Source organism: Mesorhizobium salmacidum (SeqCode), from assembly GCF_037179605.1.
GTDB classification, from domain to species: Bacteria; Pseudomonadota; Alphaproteobacteria; order Rhizobiales; family Rhizobiaceae; genus Mesorhizobium; species Mesorhizobium salmacidum.
On the sequence record NZ_JAPYKS010000019.1, the window covers coordinates 39,425 to 58,093 of the forward strand.

At 64.2% G+C, this 18,669-nt stretch carries 21 protein-coding genes; 13 read left to right on the forward strand and 8 right to left on the reverse strand.

The window, feature by feature from the left end:
• The first annotated feature begins 119 nt into the window (after positions 1-119).
• Genes O7A60_RS23485 through O7A60_RS23500 form a run of 4 tightly spaced genes read left to right on the forward strand, consistent with a single transcriptional unit; the run spans position 120 to position 4,098 of the window.
• The gene (locus O7A60_RS23485; RefSeq protein WP_337108205.1) at positions 120-956 is read left to right on the forward strand and encodes an ABC transporter permease; all 837 of its coding nucleotides are present in this window, start codon (positions 120-122) and stop codon (positions 954-956) included.
• A gap of 13 nt (positions 957-969) precedes the next feature.
• Positions 970-1,812 carry an ABC transporter permease gene (locus O7A60_RS23490; protein ID WP_337108206.1) on the forward strand — a complete coding sequence of 281 codons (843 nt, stop codon included), beginning with the start codon at positions 970-972 and terminating at the stop codon, positions 1,810-1,812.
• A complete protein-coding gene (locus tag O7A60_RS23495; protein ID WP_027144254.1) occupies positions 1,809-2,951 on the forward strand; it encodes an ABC transporter substrate-binding protein in 1,143 nt (380 codons plus the stop codon). Before O7A60_RS23490 ends, O7A60_RS23495 begins: the two co-directional genes overlap by 4 nt.
• Positions 2,944-4,098, forward strand: coding sequence for an ABC transporter ATP-binding protein (locus O7A60_RS23500; RefSeq protein ID WP_337108207.1), 1,155 nt, complete (start codon positions 2,944-2,946; stop codon positions 4,096-4,098). The genes O7A60_RS23495 and O7A60_RS23500 overlap by 8 nt, the downstream gene beginning before the upstream one ends.
• A 19-nt stretch (positions 4,099-4,117) precedes the next feature.
• Here the strand turns inward: O7A60_RS23500 and O7A60_RS23505 are convergent, their stop codons facing one another.
• A complete protein-coding gene (locus tag O7A60_RS23505) occupies positions 4,118-5,098 on the reverse strand; it encodes a GlxA family transcriptional regulator (protein ID WP_337108208.1) in 981 nt (326 codons plus the stop codon).
• A gap of 497 nt (positions 5,099-5,595) precedes the next feature.
• Between O7A60_RS23505 and O7A60_RS23510 the strand changes: the two genes are divergently transcribed.
• The 3 genes from O7A60_RS23510 (at position 5,596) to O7A60_RS23525 (ending at position 7,900) form a co-directional block, all read left to right on the forward strand.
• Positions 5,596-6,300 carry a hypothetical protein gene (locus O7A60_RS23510; RefSeq protein WP_140771349.1) on the forward strand — a complete coding sequence of 235 codons (705 nt, stop codon included), beginning with the start codon at positions 5,596-5,598 and terminating at the stop codon, positions 6,298-6,300.
• 647 nt (positions 6,301-6,947) lie between these two features.
• Positions 6,948-7,388: a lipid-binding SYLF domain-containing protein gene (locus O7A60_RS23520; RefSeq protein WP_027144247.1), complete on the forward strand. Its 441-nt coding sequence runs from the start codon at positions 6,948-6,950 to the stop codon at positions 7,386-7,388.
• A 74-nt stretch (positions 7,389-7,462) separates the two neighbouring features.
• Positions 7,463-7,900, forward strand: coding sequence for a nuclear transport factor 2 family protein (locus tag O7A60_RS23525; RefSeq protein WP_337108210.1), 438 nt, complete (start codon positions 7,463-7,465; stop codon positions 7,898-7,900).
• Between the two features lie 33 nt (positions 7,901-7,933).
• On the opposite strand, the gene O7A60_RS23530 is transcribed toward O7A60_RS23525, so the two are convergent.
• Positions 7,934-9,556, reverse strand: coding sequence for an ABC-F family ATP-binding cassette domain-containing protein (locus O7A60_RS23530; RefSeq protein ID WP_337108211.1), 1,623 nt, complete (start codon positions 9,554-9,556; stop codon positions 7,934-7,936).
• Between the two features lie 272 nt (positions 9,557-9,828).
• On the opposite strand from O7A60_RS23530, the gene O7A60_RS23535 reads away from it, so the two are divergent.
• A complete protein-coding gene (locus O7A60_RS23535; RefSeq protein ID WP_015316871.1) occupies positions 9,829-10,143 on the forward strand; it encodes an EthD family reductase in 315 nt (104 codons plus the stop codon).
• 130 nt (positions 10,144-10,273) lie between these two features.
• Positions 10,274-10,585, forward strand: a complete 312-nt coding sequence (locus O7A60_RS23540; protein ID WP_337108212.1) for a hypothetical protein — start codon at positions 10,274-10,276, stop codon at positions 10,583-10,585.
• 94 nt (positions 10,586-10,679) lie between these two features.
• Here the strand turns inward: O7A60_RS23540 and O7A60_RS23545 are convergent, their stop codons facing one another.
• Positions 10,680-11,804 (reverse strand): transporter substrate-binding domain-containing protein, encoded by a 1,125-nt coding sequence (locus O7A60_RS23545; protein WP_337108213.1) that lies wholly within the window; start codon positions 11,802-11,804, stop codon positions 10,680-10,682.
• A 219-nt stretch (positions 11,805-12,023) separates the two neighbouring features.
• Positions 12,024-12,716 (reverse strand): SDR family NAD(P)-dependent oxidoreductase, encoded by a 693-nt coding sequence (locus tag O7A60_RS23550; protein ID WP_337108214.1) that lies wholly within the window; start codon positions 12,714-12,716, stop codon positions 12,024-12,026.
• A gap of 171 nt (positions 12,717-12,887) precedes the next feature.
• On the opposite strand from O7A60_RS23550, the gene O7A60_RS23555 reads away from it, so the two are divergent.
• A complete protein-coding gene (locus tag O7A60_RS23555; RefSeq protein ID WP_337108215.1) occupies positions 12,888-13,517 on the forward strand; it encodes a glutathione S-transferase family protein in 630 nt (209 codons plus the stop codon).
• A 5-nt stretch (positions 13,518-13,522) separates the two neighbouring features.
• On the opposite strand, the gene O7A60_RS23560 is transcribed toward O7A60_RS23555, so the two are convergent.
• Entirely contained in the window at positions 13,523-14,122 is a 600-nt protein-coding gene (locus O7A60_RS23560) for a YdeI/OmpD-associated family protein (RefSeq protein ID WP_337108216.1), read from the reverse strand.
• A 197-nt stretch (positions 14,123-14,319) separates the two neighbouring features.
• Here O7A60_RS23560 and O7A60_RS23565 point away from each other — a divergent pair, with 197 nt between their 5' ends.
• Positions 14,320-14,664 (forward strand): VOC family protein, encoded by a 345-nt coding sequence (locus tag O7A60_RS23565; RefSeq protein ID WP_140713916.1) that lies wholly within the window; start codon positions 14,320-14,322, stop codon positions 14,662-14,664.
• 26 nt (positions 14,665-14,690) lie between these two features.
• Here the strand turns inward: O7A60_RS23565 and O7A60_RS23570 are convergent, their stop codons facing one another.
• Positions 14,691-15,164, reverse strand: coding sequence for a cupin domain-containing protein (locus tag O7A60_RS23570; RefSeq protein ID WP_337108217.1), 474 nt, complete (start codon positions 15,162-15,164; stop codon positions 14,691-14,693).
• A gap of 65 nt (positions 15,165-15,229) precedes the next feature.
• Between O7A60_RS23570 and O7A60_RS23575 the strand changes: the two genes are divergently transcribed.
• Both O7A60_RS23575 and O7A60_RS23580 read left to right on the forward strand, forming a co-directional pair.
• Positions 15,230-15,685, forward strand: coding sequence for a MarR family winged helix-turn-helix transcriptional regulator (locus O7A60_RS23575; protein ID WP_337108218.1), 456 nt, complete (start codon positions 15,230-15,232; stop codon positions 15,683-15,685).
• A gap of 129 nt (positions 15,686-15,814) precedes the next feature.
• Entirely contained in the window at positions 15,815-16,543 is a 729-nt protein-coding gene (locus O7A60_RS23580; protein ID WP_337108219.1) for an SDR family oxidoreductase, read from the forward strand.
• Here the strand turns inward: O7A60_RS23580 and O7A60_RS23585 are convergent.
• Together O7A60_RS23585 and O7A60_RS23590 are read right to left on the reverse strand one after the other, a co-directional pair.
• Entirely contained in the window at positions 16,540-17,526 is a 987-nt protein-coding gene (locus O7A60_RS23585) for a LysR family transcriptional regulator (protein ID WP_337108220.1), read from the reverse strand. The two genes, O7A60_RS23580 and O7A60_RS23585, sit on opposite strands and share 4 nt — an antisense overlap.
• A 22-nt stretch (positions 17,527-17,548) precedes the next feature.
• A complete protein-coding gene (locus O7A60_RS23590; protein WP_337108221.1) occupies positions 17,549-18,454 on the reverse strand; it encodes a S1C family serine protease in 906 nt (301 codons plus the stop codon).
• Between the last annotated feature and the right edge of the window lie 215 nt (positions 18,455-18,669).

Below are 18,669 nucleotides of genomic sequence, written 5' to 3' on the forward strand. Positions count from 1 at the left end.
ATCGGGCCCGCAATCACCCAATCTTGGCCTCGGGAACAAAATAGCGCTTCGAAGAAAGCGCGGACGTCCGGGTGCTCATGAAACGACGATGGACTTTGTATGATCCACGGCTGGCCTGGATGCTCGTCGCACCGGTGCTCCTGCTGCTGATCTTTTTCCTGGTGCTGCCGATCGCCGTGATGGGCGCCTACACCTTCTTCACCTTCGTCACCGCCGGCGTGGAAACGAGCGCGTTGACGACCGCGAACTGGCATGAATTCCTCACCGACAGCTACTATCACGGCTTCCTTCTGAAGACGTTGAGGGTTGGGGCCATGACGGCGCTGCTCTGCGGCGTGCTCGGCTATTTCCCCGCCTATTTCATCTGGGCCACGACCTTCAAGCACAAATGGCTGCTGCTGCTTTTGCTGATCGTGCCGTTCTGGATCAGCTTCACCATCCGCACCTTCTCGTGGATCAACATCCTGGGCGAACAGGGCGTCATCAATGTCGCGCTGCTCAAAATGGGCATCATCAACGAGCCGTTGCCGATGCTCTATAACGAGGGCGCGGTCATCCTGGGCATGCTGCATTTTCTGCTGCCCTACATGATCCTCAACGTCTACGTCAGCCTGGAGAGCATTGATCGCACGTTGATTTCGGCGGCCCGCTCGATGGGCTGCACGAGCGCGCAGGCGTTCCGAGAGGTCACGCTGCCGCTGTCGCTGCCCGGCCTTGCGGCGGGCCTGCTGCTCTGCTTCGTGCTGGCCGCCGGCAGCTATGTGACGCCGCAGCTTCTCGGCTCGGGCCGCGACGCGCTGTTCGGCAACCTGATCTACGACACCATCATGGGCGAGCTGAACTGGCCGATGGGCGCCACGCTTTCGATCGTGCTGTTCGTCGTGCTCGGCTTCTTCGCCGCCGTCTACACGCGCTACATGGGCATGTCGCAGATCGTCAAAGGGCTTGGCGGATGACGGGGCTTGGCGGATGAGAGGAACACGGCGCAAGCAGGAAGGCAGATGGGCCTGGCGGCTGACCGGCTTCGTCACGGTCTGCGTTTACATCTTTATGTTCGCGCCGATCGTGGCGACGGTGATCCTGTCGTTCAACGCCTCGATGTTCGGCGGCTTCCCGATGACCGGCTTCAGCCTGCAATGGTACGGCAAGCTGATGGCCAACGAGGCGGTGCTGGCCGCCTTTCGCACGTCCTTGTGGATCGCCTTGGTCACCGCGATCGTCACCACCGCCGTCGGCGTCACCACGGCGTTTGCCTTGGTGCGCTTCGATTTTCGCGGCAAGCAGGCGCTGAGCACGCTGGTGATCCTGCCGGCGCTGGTGCCCGAAACCATCCTCGGCGTCGGCCTGCTGGTGCTGATCAAGGCGGTCGACCAGCCGAGGACCATGCTGCTGCTGGTGCTCGGTCATATCCTGCTTGCCGTGCCCTATGTGGTGCTGATCGCGCAGGCGCGCATGATCGGCATCCGGCGCGTCTATGAGGAGGCGGCGCTGTCGCTCGGCGCCTCGCGCTTCTCGTCCTTCCGCGAGATCACGCTGCCGCTGCTCATTCCGGCCGTGGTGGGCGGCGCGCTGCTCGCCTTCACCATCTCGTTCGACAACACCTCGGCCAGCCTGTTCTGGCGGCCGGCCGGCGTCGAGACCATGCCCACCCAGATCCTTTCCATGCTCAAGATCTCGATCAGTCCGGAAATCAACGCGCTCGGCACCGTGATGATCCTTGTGACCGTCGGCATCCCGCTGATCGGCGGCCTGATCGTGCAAAGCCTGACAAAACTGAGAAGACGTGGCGAACCAAAGGAGGAAACACAATGAAACTCACCACCACGAAGCGGCTGGAACGGCTGCACGACCGATACGCCAATGGCGACCTGAGCCGCCGCACTTTCCTGACACTGACCGCCGCCGCGGCGGCATCGGCGGGCCTTTCCATGCCATGGATGGGCCGGGCGCTCGCCGCTGTCCAGGAGGTTCGCTTCGATGGCTGGGGCGGCACGGTGCAGGACGCGATCGACAAGTTCGCCTTCCAGCCCTACACGACCAAGACCAAGATCAAGGTGGTCCAGGGCACGTTCGGCGACGAGGACGAGATCATCACCAAGATCAAGACCGCCAAGCCCGGCGACTACCAGGTCATCCATTCCTCGGGCGTCAACTACTACATCAAATATGTGAACGCCGGCCTGACCTCGGAGATCAACGAGGCCAACATTCCCAACATGGCGAATGTGCTGCAGCCGATGATCGAGCCGTTCCGCAAGCTGACGCCAAAGCTTTCGGCCATACCCTACGACTACGGCACGACGGGTATCGCCTACAACACCAAGGTGATCTCGCCGGAGGAAGCCAAGGAAAAAGGCGCGGCCCTGCTTCTCGACAAGAAATATGCCGGCAAGGTCGGCGGCTATTCCGACATGACGACGCGCGTCTGGTATGCGGCGCTTGCCACCGGGCAGGATCCCAACAACCTCAAGGACATGGATGCCATCTGGGCCAAGGTGCGCGAGACGCGCGACCTCGCCAAGAAGTTCTGGAGCTCCGGCGCGGAACTGATGGACCTGCTTTCCAAGGGCGAGATCGTGGTGACCGATGCGTGGTCGGGACGGGTCGCCGCGCTGCAGGACCAGGGACATCCGATCGGCTATCTCGATCCGGCCGGCTCCTATGCCTGGATGGAGGACATGCTGATCCTGAAGGGCTCGCCCATGGCCGAGTGCGAGGAGCTCATCAACTTCATGCTCGACCCGGCGACCTCGATCGCGGTGGCCGAGGGCCAGAGCTATCCGCCGTCGCTCGACCCGAACAAGGTCAAGCTGACCGAGAAGATCGAGAAGCTGCCGGCGTTCGACAAGACCGGCACGATGAAGTCGCTGACCTTCGCCGATCCGACCTACTGGGCGACCAACGAGGACGCCTGGACCAAGCAGTGGAACAGGATTTCCAAAGGTGCCTGAAAGCCAGGGCACGACACTCCATCCCCGGCCTGTCCTGGCCGGGGCAGCCGGCGCGAGCGCGGCCGCCGAGGCGAACAGCCCGGCGGTCGAGTTCCGCGACATCGACATCGCCTACGGCAAGTTCGTCGCGGTGCGCGATTTCTCGCTCTCGATCCGCAAGGGCAGCTTCGTCACCTTGCTCGGCCCCTCGGGCTGCGGCAAGACCACGATCCTGCGCTCCATCGCCGGCCTGGTCGATATTTCGGGCGGCCAGATCATGATCGATGGGCGGCGGGTCGACGACGTCCCGATCTACAAGCGCAACATCGGCCTGGTCTTCCAGAGCTACGCGCTGTTCCCGCACAAGAACGTGTTCGACAACGTCGCCTTCGGCCTGAAGTACCGCAACGTGCCGAAGCCAGAGATCGCCCGCAAGGTCGGCAAGGCGCTCGAAATGGTGCGGCTGCCGGGCAGCGAGAAGAAGCTGCCGTCGCAGCTGTCGGGCGGGCAGCAGCAGCGCATCGCGCTTGCCCGCGCCATCGTCTTCGAGCCGCAGGTGCTGCTGCTGGACGAACCGCTATCGGCGCTGGACGCCAACATGCGCGAGGAGATGCGCGTCGAGATCAAGAAGATCCAGAAGGAAACGGGCATCACCGCCATCTTCGTCACGCACGACCAGGAAGAAGCGCTCTCCATGTCGGATCGCATCGTGGTGATGAACGCCGGCGCGGTGGAACAGATCGGCACTCCGGAGGAGGTCTATGAGACGCCGGCCACGGCCTTCGTCGCCGACTTCCTCGGCAAGGCCAACATGCTTGCCGGGACCGTGAGCAGGTCCGGCCAAGCGGTGGTGCTTGCCACCGGCCAGACGATCGACGTGGCTTGTCCAAGGCCGCTTGGCGACGGCAGCAAGGTCACCGTCGTGGTGCGGCCGCAGAAATTTTCGGTCGGTGCTGGAACGAGCGTCAACCGGCTCACTGGCCGTGTCGTCTCGGCCTCGTATCTGGGCGGCAGCGCAATCTACGAGATCGACATCGGCGGCAAGATCAGCCTCCGCGCCAACGCGCCGATCAATGGCCGCGTCCTTCGCGAAGGCGAGACGGCCGACTTCGGATTCGATCCCGAGGGCTGCGTTCTGCTCGACGAGGACGGCCAGCGGATTTCATAGGCGCCGCACGTAGCGGACTTCATTGTATCGTCGCGCCGCCGGGCCTGCGGTTGGGATGCCTGAGATAGGTTGGCGTGGTGCCGGTCTGCTGGCGGAACACGCGGCTGAAATGGCCGGCATTGGTAAAGCCGCAGCGGTAGGCGATTTCGCCGATCTGCAGGTCGCTGCCTTCGAGCAGCGACTTCGCATGCTGCACTCGTAACGCGAGATATGCCGCCATCGGGCCGATGCCCAATTCCAACCCGAAGAGCCGTTCGAGCTGGCGCCGCGAGCAGTTCAGGCGGGTCGCGATCTCGGCGACCGACAGCGTCTCCTGGAGATTGCTCTCCATCAACAGCAAAGCGCGCTTCACCGCCCGGCTCGACGCCTCCGGAAACAGGTCGCCGACGGGCTGCACATCCCTGCTGCTTCTGATCCGGTCGAGCACCAGGATCTTGGCGGCCTTTTCCGCCGCCTTCTGGCCGATGAACTGGGACACGAAATGGCCTGCAAGGTCGGCGGCACCCGTGCCGCCCGCGCATGTCGAGCGGCCACGGTCGACGGTAAACAGGCTGTCGGCATGGGCGTTGACCTCCGGGAACCGGCTGCGGAAATCCTTGATGTGGAACCAGCTGACGGCGGCGCTATAGCCATCGAGCAGGCCGTAGCGCGCCAGCACGAAGCTGCCCGTGCAGAGCGCCGTCAGCGGCACGCCCTTCCCTGCGGCCCGCAACAGGAAGGCCTCCTTTTCGGAACTCAGGCTGCGGTTGGTGTCGAGCAGGCCGCCGACCACGACGACATTATCGAAATCCTCGGGATTGCCGATCCCCCCGGTCGGCAGCAGTTCGACGCCGCAACTTGCCCGGATCGGCAGACCGCGTTCGCCGACGATCTCCCAGTCGAACTCTATCCTGCGGCTGCGATCGCCCTCATCGCCCGCCAGCCGCAGCGTGTCGATGAACAGCGACAGCGGCGACAGCGTGAAGTCGCGCACCAGGAGAAACGCAAACCGCCTAGCCATTGTTGTTCGGAACCGCCTTGTCTCAAGCTTATTCGCCAGCACAATATGCTGGAACACCGGATGATGTGTTTGCCAAAAGCGGCACCGGACTTCTTGCTTATCGACGGCGGCCCAGTCCAGGGCGCCCTCGCCCAACACATGCCATCACGGCCTTGAGGGTAATAGGATCGCCCGCCGATTCGGACCAAGTGCAATTCCAACGGTCGATCAGGCGTCGGTGGGACGAAGAGAGCTGTGGTCAGCGCCTCGGGAATTTCAATTTCGCAACGATCTGACCTGTCGTTGTGGGCAAGCGCTCCTTGCGAAATCCGTGACGCAATATTGGAACCACCCTGCGGTTCGTTGGACCACCTGTCCAGGGCCGCTTGCATGGAGGGTTGCCCAGATGAAGTCAATAGTCCTCCGCCTGCGCATGCCTAGGGAACTGTTCGACCCTGATTTCGGTTGTCCGCTGTGCGAACGCTTCCACGAAAGCACTCGATGAGCGAAAACGAAACATGGCGGACAAGAAGCGCGGCTCCATTCGGAAGATCCTGAGCGGCATCGCGGCGAAAATTGCCACCGCCCCTGATCGCACGGCCGAGCAAGGCACGGGCACCGCGTCAATGGTCGCCGAATGGCTGCTGCCGCCAGCGGCGACGCTTGGATCTTCCTTGCGCCTGAAGGGGATCGAACGCGAAGTTCGGGCCCGCCTGCCGTGGACGGTGCGGAAATTTGCCAAGGCCGAGACGGGCCGCGTCGTCTTGCGCATGATGCGAACCGACGCGGATGCGTTCAAGACCGCCTCGGCAACCATCTCCAGGACGCTGGAGGGAATCGAGGCACTGCCCGTGCTTCCGCGAGAGGCAGAGGACATCCTCACCATCTCCTCCCGAGAGCGGCACAAATGGCTCAGGGATGGTCGCCTGAAAAGCATCGGCACGCGTACCGTGAAGATGCGCGGGCGATCCAAGGCCGTGACCTTCCACGTCTTCGATCCACGCCACATCGAGGACGTTCTCGATCGCGACCTGGCGACCGCCTGGCGGGAGGAGGATGCGCTGGAAGTGTCCGAGAACAGACGGCGCGGGGCCGGCAAGGCCGCACTGACGCGAGCAGGCAAGCGGACGGGCAACGCCCGCAAGACCAGAAATGCGGGAAAGGACGATGCGCCAAAGCTCGAAGGTTGGGACACATTCGAGGCGGACGGATTGCTGCGTTAGAGCAACTCCAGGGAAAAGCGTGTAACGGGTTTCGTCGAGGGTCGCATCCGCACCGGTTCGCGGCTATGGATATTTCGCCGGACTGGCAGGGCTCAAATCACCTTGCAATGCCTTTGGCAGGGGTAGGCTCGAACATTGCAGATGCACGTCGCGGGCGAGCAGCTTTCGTTGCTTCTGCTCGTGCTCCTTGGTCGCCGCTATGATCCCCAACCCGTAGGGACCAAGTGCGACGAATTCCCAACCCGGGTGCTGTTTTTCGCGGACCGCGTAGTCCGAAGCCGCCGCCCGGGCTTGCTGGCATCGCGGCGTCGCCCACTTCTGGTCCTGCTGCGAAAGCGAGGCTCCATAGTCGACCGGAGACGTCGCGCATCCAGCCATTGTCGCGGCCAATGCGGACATTGCAAGCCCCGTCGCAATTCTCATCCCCAACCCCTTTGCCAACCGCCGTGGAGCGTACACCGACGTCTCCATCCCACAAGAAGACCGCCGCGACCAGAGAGCCTGGCTCTTTTCGTGGCGGCCTTCCCGCCGCCAGATTCAGACCGCCGCCTGGAACAAATGATGGGCGAGACTGTTCAGTTGTAAGTTGATGCGATGCCGACATTCTTGCCGGCGAGCAAGGCAGCCACCCTTCAGGAGCTCCCATCATGACTATTTCCTCCGGATTTCGTTCAATCGCCGTAGCCGCCATCGCCACGGTAGGCGTCAGCCTTGCCAGCGCCGCGCATGCCGACAGCGGCACGATCCGCTTCTCCGTCTACAAGGCGGCCTTCTTCGTCGGCGGCTCCGGTGGCGAGGGCACGCTGACCTTCCATGGCCGGAAATATCCGATCTCGATCGGCGGGGTTTCGGGCGGCCTCGCCTTCGGCGTCTCCAAGACCTATTTCCAGGGCACCGTGCGCCACATCAGGCGCGCCCGGGACGTGACTGGCGTATACGGCGCGGCCGGCGGCGGCGGCGCGCTCGGCAGAGGCGCACAGGTGATCGTGATGACCAACGACAAGGGCGCCCAGCTCCAACTCACGGGCAGACAGGTGGGCCTGCAAGTGAACGCGGATCTCAGCGGCATGAGCATCGCGCTGAGGTAGGCGCGTCACCCCTCGGAGCGGTTCCCGGAGAAGTGTGAAGCGGTTTCCCGTCCCGTTCAGGGGAGAGGAAGACGATGATCGTCAAAGCCGAGGTCGCGAAATTCTTCGAGGCCTATGCGAAATTCTACAATGACGCGCTCTTGTCGGATGCCGGTTTGAAGGATGTCGCCGACATCTATTCGTCCGCTTTCATCTCAGTCACCCCTGGCGGGGTAATGGCCGGCGAAAACGGCAAGCAACTGATCGAAATCATGAAGAAGGGCTTCGAGGGCTACAGGGCAATGGGGGCCGGGAAGATGATGTGCAGGGACGTATCCGTGACGCCGTTCGATCAAAACCACTGCGTGGCAAAGGTGCAATGGGCCGGGGAGTACCAGAACAAGAAGGCGGCGCTCATCACCATTGATTTCGAGGTCAGCTATCTCCTCGAGAGGCGTGACGGGAAGCTGAAGGTGTTCGGCTGGATCAGCGGGGACGAGCAGGCCGAATTCAGGAAACACGGCCTGCTTTAGGTCTCCGCTCGGAGAACGGCGACCCCTACCCGTTCAGCTCCTTAGCCCCGGCGCTTCCTGTCCCGTGCGCTCGACATATTCCGTATAGCCGCCGCCATAGGTGTGGATGCCTTCCGGCGTCAATTCGAGAACGCGGTTCGACAGCGCTGCCAGGAAATGCCGGTCGTGCGAGACGAACAGCATCGTGCCTTCATATTGCGACAGCGCCTCGATCAGCATCTGCTTGGTGGTGATGTCGAGGTGGTTGGTCGGCTCGTCCAGCACCAAGAGGTTGGGCGGGTCGAACAGCATCAGCGCCATCACCAGCCGCGCCTTCTCGCCGCCCGACAGCACCCGGCATTTCTTCTCGATCTCGTCACCGGAAAAGCCGAAGCAGCCGGCGAGCGCCCGAAGCGGCGCCTGGCCGGCCTGCGGGAAATTGTCTTCCAGCGTCTGGAACACGGTGCGCTCGCCTTCCAGCAACTCCATGGCGTGCTGGGCGAAATAGCCCATTTTCACGCTCGGGCCCCGCGCCACCGTGCCTGTATCGGGATCGGAGGCGCCGGCCACCAGCTTCAGGAGCGTCGACTTACCCGCGCCGTTGACGCCCATGATGCACCAGCGCTCGCGGCGGCGGACCTGGAAGTCGAGCCCTTCATAGATGGTGCGGCTGCCATAGGCCTTGTGCACGTTCTTCAAGGTGACGACGTCCTCGCCGCAGCGCGGCGCCGGCTGGAACTCGAAATTCACCACCTGACGGCGCTTGGGCGGCTCGACGCGGTCGATCTTGTCGAGCTTCTTCACCCGGCTCTGCACCTGGGCTGCGTGCGAGGCGCGCGCCTTGAAACGCTCGATGAAGGCGATTTCCTTGGCCAGCATCGCCTGCTGGCGCTCGAACTGCGCCTGCTGCTGCTTGTCGGCGATCGCCCGCTGTTGCTGGTAGAATTCATAATTGCCGGAATAGGCGGTGAGCGATCCCGCATCGATCTCGACGATCTTGTTGACGATGCGGTTCATGAACTCGCGGTCGTGCGAGGTCATCAGCAGCGCGCCGTCATAGCCCTTCAGGAACTGCTCAAGCCAGATCAGGCTTTCGAGGTCGAGATGGTTCGACGGTTCGTCGAGCAGCATGACATCGGGGCGCATCAGCAGGATGCGAGCCAGCGCTACGCGCATCTTCCAGCCGCCCGACAGCTTGCCGACATCGCCGTCCATCATCTCTTGCGAAAATCCGAGACCATCGAGGACCTCCCGCGCGCGTCCGTCCAGCGCATAGCCGTCGAGTTCCTCGAAGCGGTGCTGCGCCTCGCCATATTGTTCGATGATCTCGTCCATCCGGTCGGCCTGGTCGGGATCGGCCATGGCCGCCTCGAGTTCCGCCATCTCGGCCGCCACGTCGCTGACCGGTCCGGCGCCGTTCATCACTTCGGCCACCGCGCTGTGGCCCGCCATGTCGCCGACATCCTGGCTGAAATAGCCGATGGTGACGCCGCGATCGACCTGAACCTGGCCCTCATCGGGCAGTTCCTGCCCGGTGATCATGCGAAACAGCGTCGTCTTGCCGGCACCGTTGGGGCCGACGAGGCCGGTCTTCTCGCCCCTCTGCAGGGAGGCCGACGCCTCGATGAAGACAAGCTGACGGCCGTTCTGCTTGCCGATGTTTTCAAGTCTGATCATGATGTTCCGGGGGTATCGATGCGGAGTTGGAATTTTCCCGCGCCCTTACGCGAATGACGGTGCCGGGGGAAGAGGCAGAAGCGCCGCAGATGCCCGCGGGAGCGCGAGGCGCCGGTCTCCTCAAGTCGGGAAATCGGCTGTCGCATAGCCCGAGCTCCCGGCCCGCGCACATAAAAATCGACCGGCGGTCGAAATCCGCCAATGTCGAACGACTTCGGTTTGGCGGCCTGCACGGCTTGACCATCGACATCAACAGGACAGGAATACGGGCAATGGCCAAGATGCTTGTGATCTACAAAACCCCGGCCGATCCGGCCGCGTTCGACCGGCACTATTTCGATGTTCATATACCGCTCGCCAAGAAGCTTCCCGGCCTGCGGCGCTACGATGTCAGCAGGCGGCCCATCGTCAAACTCTCGGCGGGCGAGATGCCTTACCTTGTGGGGACATTGTATTTCGACAGCCTCGACGACATCCGCGCCGCGTTCGCCAGCGAAGTCGGCGTTGCCTGCGCCGCCGACCGGCGGATATTGGCCCCGGGCGACGACGATCTGACGATGCTGCTGTTCGACGCCGACGAAGTGTGAACCCGGCCCCAGACACACTCCAGAAACAAGATTCAACATCCGGGAAAAACTGGCGAAAAGATCGTCTGCGATAACCATCCCGTGGCAGCCGGGCAGCGGCGGCCGGACACGCCAAGGGATAGTGCCTGCAATGCAACGACGTTCGGCCGGATGGATGGGTGCCCTGACAGGCATTTCGCTCGCCACGCTTGCGGTCGTACAGTCGGACGCGGAGGCGGCGGTCACCCGGACCGAATATTGCAGCCGGCTCGGCCTTCAACTCGACGGGGCCATCCAGGCCAAGGCCAAACCGGGTGCCAGTGCGAGCCAGATCGCCGAGGTAACGGCACTGCAGGACAAGGCGAACCGGTTCTGCGCCGGGAGCAAGCAGGCGCAAGGCATCCGGATCTACGCCAACGCCCTGAAGCTCCTCGGGGTGACCCCGGTCGACCTCGATCAGTGACGACAGCCATCACCCGAAGACCCGTCCTGAAGCGGGCGGCTTTTTCTTGCGCGCAATGCCGCGAGCTGTCCGTCCCCGCTCTCATGCCGATAGCCTATTTCTCGCCCAGATACTGGAAGACCGCCTGTTTCCACCAGTCGCTTTCCATGGTTTGCAGCAGGGCGACATCAAGAGGCTTGCGAAGCCTACTGCCGAGCGGCAGGGCGATGGCATATTGCTGCTGGTCGAAGGTCGCGTCGAGGACCCGCAGGCTCGCGCCGTAGTTCTGTCCGACCAGCCAGCCAAGCAGCGGCTTGTCGTGGACCAGCGCATCGATCTTGCCGGCGCGCAGCGTGTCCAGGCCCTGCTGGACGGTGGCAAAGTCCCGATGGCGGATATGGGTGGAATCCAGGTAGGACGCGGTCGAGGAATTCTGCACGGCGCCGACCCGGACCGTGGCGAGGTCGCTTTCGCCCTGCACCATGCCTTCCATCTGCGTCACGGTCAGCACCGATGTGACGCCGGCGGTGAACACCGCGATGGCGATGATCGATCCCATCATCCACAGCGCGGCCAGCACACGCCCCGGCACGGTTCGCGGACCGAAATCGCCGGTGCTGGCCTGGGTCGCGGCAATCGTCGACCACCACATGCTTGAAAACAGGCCCTTGGCGACGCCGCCGCCGAAATCCTCATTGTGGCGGCGTTCGAACATCCAGATCAGGACGCCGACCACGACCGAGATGACGATCAGTGCCAGCACGGCCTGCAGGAAGCCGAACGAGGTCAGCGCGTGCAAGATCGGCCGCCATGACCGCTGGCTGTTGAGCGGTGTAGCGATGCCGAGCCCGGTCGTGAAAAAGGGCTGCGTGAAATCGACGGCCTTTTCGCGGTCTGCCGTGACGGTGATCGCGGCCATCGCCACGTCGAATTTGCCGCCGGCGACGCCGTCGATCTGGTCCTGCACGCCAGGCACTTCGACATAGTGGAAGCGAAGGTTGAGCCGCCCGGCCATCTTCTGCCAGAGGTCGATGCTCAATCCCGACCAGGTGCCGTCCTGCAGCTTGAAGGCGACGGGCGGCGCGGCCTTTACCCCGACCGATATGTCCTTCGACGACACGTCCGACGGCAAAGGCAGCTCGGCAGACGTTTGTGTCTGGGCGACGGCGGCGCCAGCCCCGACGCACGCGGCGACGGCAACGAGGATCAGCGCCATCGTCCACGAAGCAATCCTTCTCAACGGCAACAACTCCCGGCGACCGATTGCGCCGCGCGATCTGGTCGCGGGCTCGAAAAAATAGCCGCCATGCCGGCCTTCGTCCACCCGCCATGGAGGGGGTGATGCAGGGATGTCCGGCGAGATTGATGCGAAAACAATCGTTTGGCACAATTTCCCGATTCAGATGCTGAACGCCGTTACGCAATGCCGGGCGCCGCCGAACCTGCCCGCGTCTCGCCGTCACCACGGCAGCCTCTTGCCATCGCGAAAAAAGCCGCCGGTCGGGCCGTCGTCGGGCAAGGTCGCGGCCCACACGATGCCCGCCGCCCCTTGCGCCACCGGGCGCCCGCCCGGCCCGCCCATGTCTGTGGCGACCCAGCCCGGGCAGATCGCGTTGACCAGCACGCCCGAGCCGCGCAGTTCGGCCGCCAGCACGCGGGTCAGTGCATTGAGCGTCGCCTTCGAGGTCGAATAGGCTGGCGCGCCCGCGCCCATCGAGGCCAGAGAACCGCCTTCGGAGGAGACGTTGACTAGCCTGCCATGGCCGCCCGCCCCGAGCAGCGGCGCGAAGGCGGCGGCCACCCGCCAGGCGCCGAAGACATTGGTCTCGAACGCCTCGCGGATGACAGTCCAGTCGGCCTGCAGGGCGCGCGAGCCGGTGTCGTAGTGGATGGCGGCGTTGTTGATCAGCACGTCGAGCCGGCCGAACCGGCGCCGCACGTCGTCGGCTGCTCTCGCCGCCGCGTCGGGCGCGGCGACATCGAGCGCGATGGCCTCGACATGGCCATCAAGCCCTTTCGCCGCCGCCTCGCCCTTGGCGAGATCGCGCACGCCGAGCAGAACGGTGAAGCCGAGCGCCGCGAGTTGCCGCCCGGTTTCAAGCCCGATGCCGCGATTTGCGCCGGTGACGAGGGCGACTTTGTGGGTGTTCATGGGAAGCCTCTTTGTCGGTCATCTCGGGGCAAAATGGCACGGGTGGACCTGTTTTATTAGAGGGAGGAGATAGCAGTCATCATGCGATGACGCGCGTGAGTTGGTTGCGCGGGAATCGGGTGTCGGCGGGCGCAGCTATATGCGATCGTTCACCCATCAAGAGGACCGGTCATGCTCACGCTTCACGATTATCTGCCGTCGCAGAACGGCTGGAAGATCCGGGTCCTGCTAGGGCTGCTGAATATCCCTCACGTCACGCACCCCGTCTCGATTTTCGAGGGCGAGAGCCATACCGACGCCTTCCTGGCGCTCAACCCGGCAGGCGCGGTCCCGGTCCTTCAACTCGAGGACGGCAGCGCCATCGCCGAATCCAATGCGATCCTCACCTACCTTGCCGAGGGCACGCCCTTCCTGCCGTCGGACCGCTACCGGCGTGCCAAGGTCATGCAGTGGCTGTTCTTCGAACAATATAACGTCGAGCCCGTCATCGGCTCGCTGCGCTTCTGGACCCTGACCGGACGGCTCGACCGTAACCAGGCCATGGTTGCCGGCAAGCGCGAAGCCGGAGCCCGTACGCTTGCCGCCCTGAACCGCAGCCTTGGCGAGGCACCGTTTCTCGCCGGCAGCGACCTCACCATCGCCGACATCGCCGTCTATGCCTACAGCCACCGCGCCGGGGATTGCGGCTTTTCGCTCGCGGACTATCCGGGGTTCGCAGCATGGACCAACCGCGTATGCGATGCCATCGGACCCGGCTACCCCGTCCATCCCTACGGCATCGACCCGCATTCGGGCGCCTGAAGGGCCTACTTCTTCCCCTGTGGATGGATCGTCTCGCCGCGCTTCAGCATCGCGACGAAGGCTTCGATCTTCTTCTTGCGGCCAGCCTCGGTCTTCATGTTGTGGGTGCGGAAGGCGAGCGCGAAGCGGTTCTGCGCGCTGAGCCTTTCCAGCATCGCCTTCGCCGCCGGCTCGGCGTCGATCGCCGCCTGCAGATCGTCGGGGATTTTCATCTCCTTGCCGCTGCCATAGGCGCGCGCCCAGCGCCCGTCGGCCTTGGCCGCCTCGACCTCTCTCAGCCCATGCCCGGTCATGCGGCCCTCCTCGACAAGGCGCGCCACATTGTCGACGTTGATCTTGCTCCAGATGCTTTTTTTGCCGCGCGGCGTGTAGCGCTGCAGGAAACTGTTCTCGTCCAGCCCCTTGCGCACGGCATCGATCCAGCCGAAGCACAGCACGACATCGATGGCCTCCTTCGGTGTGATCGACTTCAGTCCCGACCCCACCTTATGCACCTTGATCCACACTTCGGTTTCCGTGGCGTGGTGTTCGCCGAGCCAGGCGTAAAAGCTCGTCGCGTCGGGAAATTCCCGCACCTTGTCGGGGTCGACCTTGACGGGTGCCATCAGTGCACCTGCCCGATCAGTGTCGTTGTCGCTGGCGTCGCCCTCATCCTGCCTCCGGCATCGTGCGATTCCCCGCATCATGATGGCATGTTTCACTGCCAATTTTCGTCAGCAGTGGGGCACGCTGCTGCCGGGCAACGGAACACACCATCCATGGCCGCGGTCCGACAAGAGTGCAACCGCCATGGAGGATCGCGATGGCCGTGCAGACCGTTTTCGCCCATGTCAGCTGCTCCGACCTCGAGCCCAGCATCGACTGGTATGGAAAACTGTTCGGCAAGCCGCCGCTGCGCCGGCCGATGCCTGGCCTTGCCGAATGGCAGTTCACGGAAAGCGCCGAGGTGCAGCTCTTCGAGGACAAGGAAAAAGCCGGCACCTCGACGCTGACGCTCGGCGTGCTGCCCCTGGCGCCAGAACGGCAGAGACTGGTGGATGCGGGCCTCGAACCCGGCCCGATCGAGAAGGCCGGCCGTTCCTGGATCATGCGCATGCGCGATCCCGATGGCAATCTGGTGGTGTTTGCGAGTGCGGAGCGGGAATAGAGCCGCCGCAGCCCAGCGCTCGTGTTCTACGCCGGTGTCGGTGCCGCCGGCGTCAGCCCGTGGCGACGCATGATCTCCATCATGCTGGCCTTGTCCGGCGGGCCGCCGGCGGCGGCATGGAATATTGCGAAAATCTCGCGGAAATAGTCCGGACCGATCGCCGCCGGGGTCACGATACACAGTACCGTCGCGTCGTTGACGCCCTTGTTGTCGAACCGGTGGACGGCGCCGCGTGGAATGCATAGCGCCTCTCCCGCTCCGACATCGAGCGCCTTGCCGTCTACGGTCCAGGTCAGCACCCCGTCAACGCCGTAGATCGTCTCTTCATAATGATCGTGGCTGTGCGCCGGCGCCAGCAGCCGCGATCCGCCAGCCACTTTCAACTCGAAGGCGGCGACGCTGCCGTTCGAACTGTCGCCCGTCACCAGGAAGCGAATCGATAGCATCTTGTCGCCGATGGCCTCTTCGGCTGGATTGACCTGAAGATTCATGGATGACATTGCGCAAACCCCTCCGGTAAATTACATTTACTAGCAATCAGTAAACTCAATTTACCGGATCGTCAATGGCCACGTCCACCGAAGTTCTGCAGACCAAGACCGAGGACCTTTTGATCGGCGCCCTGTTGCGCGTGCCGGCGCAGGCGATCCAGCGCCGGCTGATCAAGGAGCTCAACGACGCGGGTTTCGACGAATTGCGCCTGCCGCACATGGCCGTGCTGCAGTTTCCCGGCCCGGACGGGGCGCGGCCCGGCACGATCGCCGAGCGGGCCGGCATGAGCAAGCAAGCCATCAACCAGTTGCTCAGCAGTCTGGAAGGCTACGGCTATCTCGTCCGCTCCGACGGTGAAGGCAGCGCGCGCGTGGTGCGCTCCACCGAGCGCGGCCACGCCGCTTTCTGGAAAATGGTCGACATATTGCGCGACATCGAGGCGGAGTGGCGCACCGAACTCGGACCGCAGCGCTTCGCCCAGTTAAAGGCGCTGTTGTTCGTCGTTTGGGATAGCCCTCTGGTACGCTGACGGGACGAGGCTCATATGGGCTGGCATAATCGGCCCGTCCGATGACACCATCGGTTTCTTCCGTTTTCGCTTTCCGCATCGAGCTGCCAATTCCCTGCCCTTGTCCAACCAAACGAAGGCAGAGCGGATATGAGCATTTCGAACCAAAAGATCCTGATCGTCGGCGGAGGATCCGGCATGGGCCTGGCGCTTGCAAGGCGCTGCCTCGAAGCCGGGGCCGAAGTCATCATCGCCGGGCGCGGCGAAGACAGGCTGCGGCAGGCCTGTGAGGCGCTGGGCAATAGCGCCGCCCTCGAAACAACCACTGTCGACATCACGCGGGAAGATCAGGTCGCGGCGTTGTTCGCCGGGATCGGCGGCCTCGATCATATCGTCAGCACCGCCGCCGACATCGACGGCGCCTACCGGCTGCTGCCGGAGCTCGATCTCGCGGCGGCGCAACGCGTGGTCGACAGCAAGATCTTCGGCCCGCTGCTGCTCGCCAAGCACGGCGCGCCACGGCTGGCAGTGGCCGGCTCGATGACCTTCGTTTCCGGCATCGCCGCCTACCGGCCGGCCGCGCGCGGCTCGGTCGTTGCCGCCGTCAATGCCGCGCTCGAAGGGATGGTGCGGGCGCTGGCGGTGGAACTCGCGCCGATCCGCGTCAACGCCGTCTCGCCCGGCTGGGTCGATACCGAGATTTGGGCGCAGGTGGCCGGCGACAGGAAAGCAGAGACACTTGCGGCGATGGCCGAGCGGCTGCCGGTCGGCAGGATCGGCCAGCCCGACGACATCGCCGACGCGATTTTCTTCCTCATGGGCAATGGTTTTACGACTGGCACGACGCTGCATGTCGAGGGCGGGCATCGCTTGGCCTAGCTGACGACGGCTTTCCCGGAATTGTTTGGAAACAAAGCCTTGGAGCGGTTCGCCGATTCAGATCCTGAGCCGGTTCCGGAGTGCGGCGGCGCCAGTGTGTCGCGCGCGGCGGCAAGCAGGTGCCGGAGTGCCGGCGGCTGGACGCGCCGGCGCCGCCAGATCATCGTCAGCGGCGCCACTTGCGCTCGGCCAGGCCATGGCAGTTCGATCAGCTCACCACGCTGAACCGCGTCGCTGACGGCCAGACGTGGAACGAGGCCCAGCCCCGCGCCGGCCGCGACCAGCCGGGCAATGGCGCCGATGCTGCCGACTTCGGCGGCAAATCCCGAGGCTCCGATGCCCGCCTCGGCGAAGGCGGTGTCGAACATGTGCCGGTAGATGCATCCAGGCTCCGTTGCCACGAAACGTTTTGCGGCAAGGGCGGCCAGATCGCACGGAACCAGGTTCTGCCCCGGCGCGGCGATCAGCACCAGCGGCTCGGCCGCTATCGTCTGCCTGGCGAAGCGTTGATCGGCGCCGCCATTTGGAACATCGCGGCGATTGAAGCAGAAGGCGACATCGATGTCGCCGTCCTCCAGCTGGCGCAGCAGCGTGCCGCTGTCGGTCACCTTCATCCGGACGGCGATGTCGGGGTGGCTGGCCTGGAACCCCGGCAGCCAGGGCGCCAGGCGGGCCGAGGCGATCGTCTCCAGCGCACCGATGGTCAGAACGCCGCTGGTCTGGCCAGACGCCGCCTGAACGGCGGCACGCGCCTCGCCGTCCAGCCGCAGCAGCTCTTCGGCGATGGGCCTCAGCGCCAGCCCCGCCGGCGTCAGCTCCAGCCCTGATTTCGAGCGCGTGAACAAGACAGCGCCCAGCTCGGCCTCCAGCGACTGGACCTGGTCGCTGACGCTCGACTGGGCGAGATGAACCATCTCGGCGGCGCGCGTGATGTTGCGGCTGCGCGCCACCGCGAGGAAGGTCTTGAGCAGTCTTGGATGCATGGGCTGGCCGAAATCGCCGGGCCTACTGCAGCTGCGGCTTTTTCAGGAAACTGCCGCGGTCGGCGGATTTGACGCGCAGCCAGGTCTCGCGGCCGTCGCGCACCACCCGCATCGGGATCTCGGCACCGGCCGAGCCGCTTTCCCAAAGCTTGCGATAGAAATCGGCGAGCCCGTCGACCGCACCGTCGCGGACCTCGGAAATGACGTCGCCTTCGCGCAGGCCGGCTTTGGCCGCCGGGCCGCCCTCGGTCACGCTCATCACCACCACCTTGCCGTCGCTTTCGGCCGACAGCGCGCCGAGCCACGGGCGCGGCGGCTTGGCCACGTGGCCACGCGTCAGCAGGTCGTCGAGGATCGGCGGCAACAGGTCGATCGGAACCACCATGTTGATATCGGCAACCTCGCCGGCGCGGCTCATCTGCAAGCGCAGCGAACCGATGCCGAGCAGCGCGCCCTCGGCGTTGAACAATGGCGCGCCGCCCCAGGACGGATGCGCCGGCGCGATGAAGATCGCTTCGTCGAGCAGATACTCCCAATAGCCGGCGAATTCCTGCTTGGTGACGATCTTGGCCTCGACCGCCCGGCCGATGCCGTCGGCAAGCACCACCGCGTCGCCGATCCTGGCCTTACCGGCATCACCCAGCGCCACGGCCGGCAGACCGGTCGGCGCCAGCGCCTGAACGAGGCCGAAGCCCGATTCCTGGTCGTAGGCGAGCGCGTGAGCGGGGATGACGCGGCCGTCATGCGAGGTCAGCCAGACCTCCTCCGCCTCTGTGATGAGATAGCCGATGGTCAGCACCAGCCCGTCACTGCGGATGACGACGCCGCTGCCTTCCCTGAGCGTGCCCAGTGCCCCGGCCGTGAAGGCATCCTCCGGAACGGTCGCCCGCACGGCAACGACGGAACGCGGATTGGGATTGATGGTCATGATTTTGTCCTGCGATGCGAATGCCTGGCGGCTTCTTCTATAGGTATGCCACGGGGGAGATGCTGCAAGGGGGGTGAGACGGTGGCCATAGGGCAGGAAAAGCCAACTGCTCGGCTTTTCGAATTTCGAACGCCCGGCAGGCGATGCGTCGCGCCCCGCATTGACAATAGTTCAACACAAGTTGAACTTCCCTCTCCGCAGCCCTAGCTATGGGT

Excerpts from the sequence above, each read along its gene's own strand:
- O7A60_RS23580 (WP_337108219.1), top strand. The coding sequence starts at position 15,815 with ATGAGCATTTCGAACCAAAAGATCCTGATCGTCGGCGGAGGATCCGGC.
- O7A60_RS23485 (WP_337108205.1), top strand. The coding sequence starts at position 120 with ATGCTCGTCGCACCGGTGCTCCTGCTGCTGATCTTTTTCCTGGTGCTG.
- O7A60_RS23560 (WP_337108216.1), bottom strand. The coding sequence starts at position 14,122 with ATGGCACCCGTCAAGGTCGACCCCGACAAGGTGCGGGAATTTCCCGAC.
- O7A60_RS23495 (WP_027144254.1), top strand. The coding sequence starts at position 1,809 with ATGAAACTCACCACCACGAAGCGGCTGGAACGGCTGCACGACCGATAC.
- O7A60_RS23565 (WP_140713916.1), top strand. The coding sequence starts at position 14,320 with ATGGCCGTGCAGACCGTTTTCGCCCATGTCAGCTGCTCCGACCTCGAG.
- O7A60_RS23520 (WP_027144247.1), top strand. The coding sequence starts at position 6,948 with ATGACTATTTCCTCCGGATTTCGTTCAATCGCCGTAGCCGCCATCGCC.
- O7A60_RS23570 (WP_337108217.1), bottom strand. The coding sequence starts at position 15,164 with ATGTCATCCATGAATCTTCAGGTCAATCCAGCCGAAGAGGCCATCGGC.
- O7A60_RS23505 (WP_337108208.1), bottom strand. The coding sequence starts at position 5,098 with ATGGCTAGGCGGTTTGCGTTTCTCCTGGTGCGCGACTTCACGCTGTCG.
- O7A60_RS23525 (WP_337108210.1), top strand. The coding sequence starts at position 7,463 with ATGATCGTCAAAGCCGAGGTCGCGAAATTCTTCGAGGCCTATGCGAAA.
- O7A60_RS23590 (WP_337108221.1), bottom strand. The coding sequence starts at position 18,454 with ATGACCATCAATCCCAATCCGCGTTCCGTCGTTGCCGTGCGGGCGACC.
- O7A60_RS23585 (WP_337108220.1), bottom strand. The coding sequence starts at position 17,526 with ATGCATCCAAGACTGCTCAAGACCTTCCTCGCGGTGGCGCGCAGCCGC.
- O7A60_RS23575 (WP_337108218.1), top strand. The coding sequence starts at position 15,230 with ATGGCCACGTCCACCGAAGTTCTGCAGACCAAGACCGAGGACCTTTTG.
- O7A60_RS23540 (WP_337108212.1), top strand. The coding sequence starts at position 10,274 with ATGCAACGACGTTCGGCCGGATGGATGGGTGCCCTGACAGGCATTTCG.
- O7A60_RS23535 (WP_015316871.1), top strand. The coding sequence starts at position 9,829 with ATGGCCAAGATGCTTGTGATCTACAAAACCCCGGCCGATCCGGCCGCG.
- O7A60_RS23555 (WP_337108215.1), top strand. The coding sequence starts at position 12,888 with ATGCTCACGCTTCACGATTATCTGCCGTCGCAGAACGGCTGGAAGATC.
- O7A60_RS23490 (WP_337108206.1), top strand. The coding sequence starts at position 970 with ATGAGAGGAACACGGCGCAAGCAGGAAGGCAGATGGGCCTGGCGGCTG.
- O7A60_RS23530 (WP_337108211.1), bottom strand. The coding sequence starts at position 9,556 with ATGATCAGACTTGAAAACATCGGCAAGCAGAACGGCCGTCAGCTTGTC.
- O7A60_RS23510 (WP_140771349.1), top strand. The coding sequence starts at position 5,596 with ATGGCGGACAAGAAGCGCGGCTCCATTCGGAAGATCCTGAGCGGCATC.
- O7A60_RS23550 (WP_337108214.1), bottom strand. The coding sequence starts at position 12,716 with ATGAACACCCACAAAGTCGCCCTCGTCACCGGCGCAAATCGCGGCATC.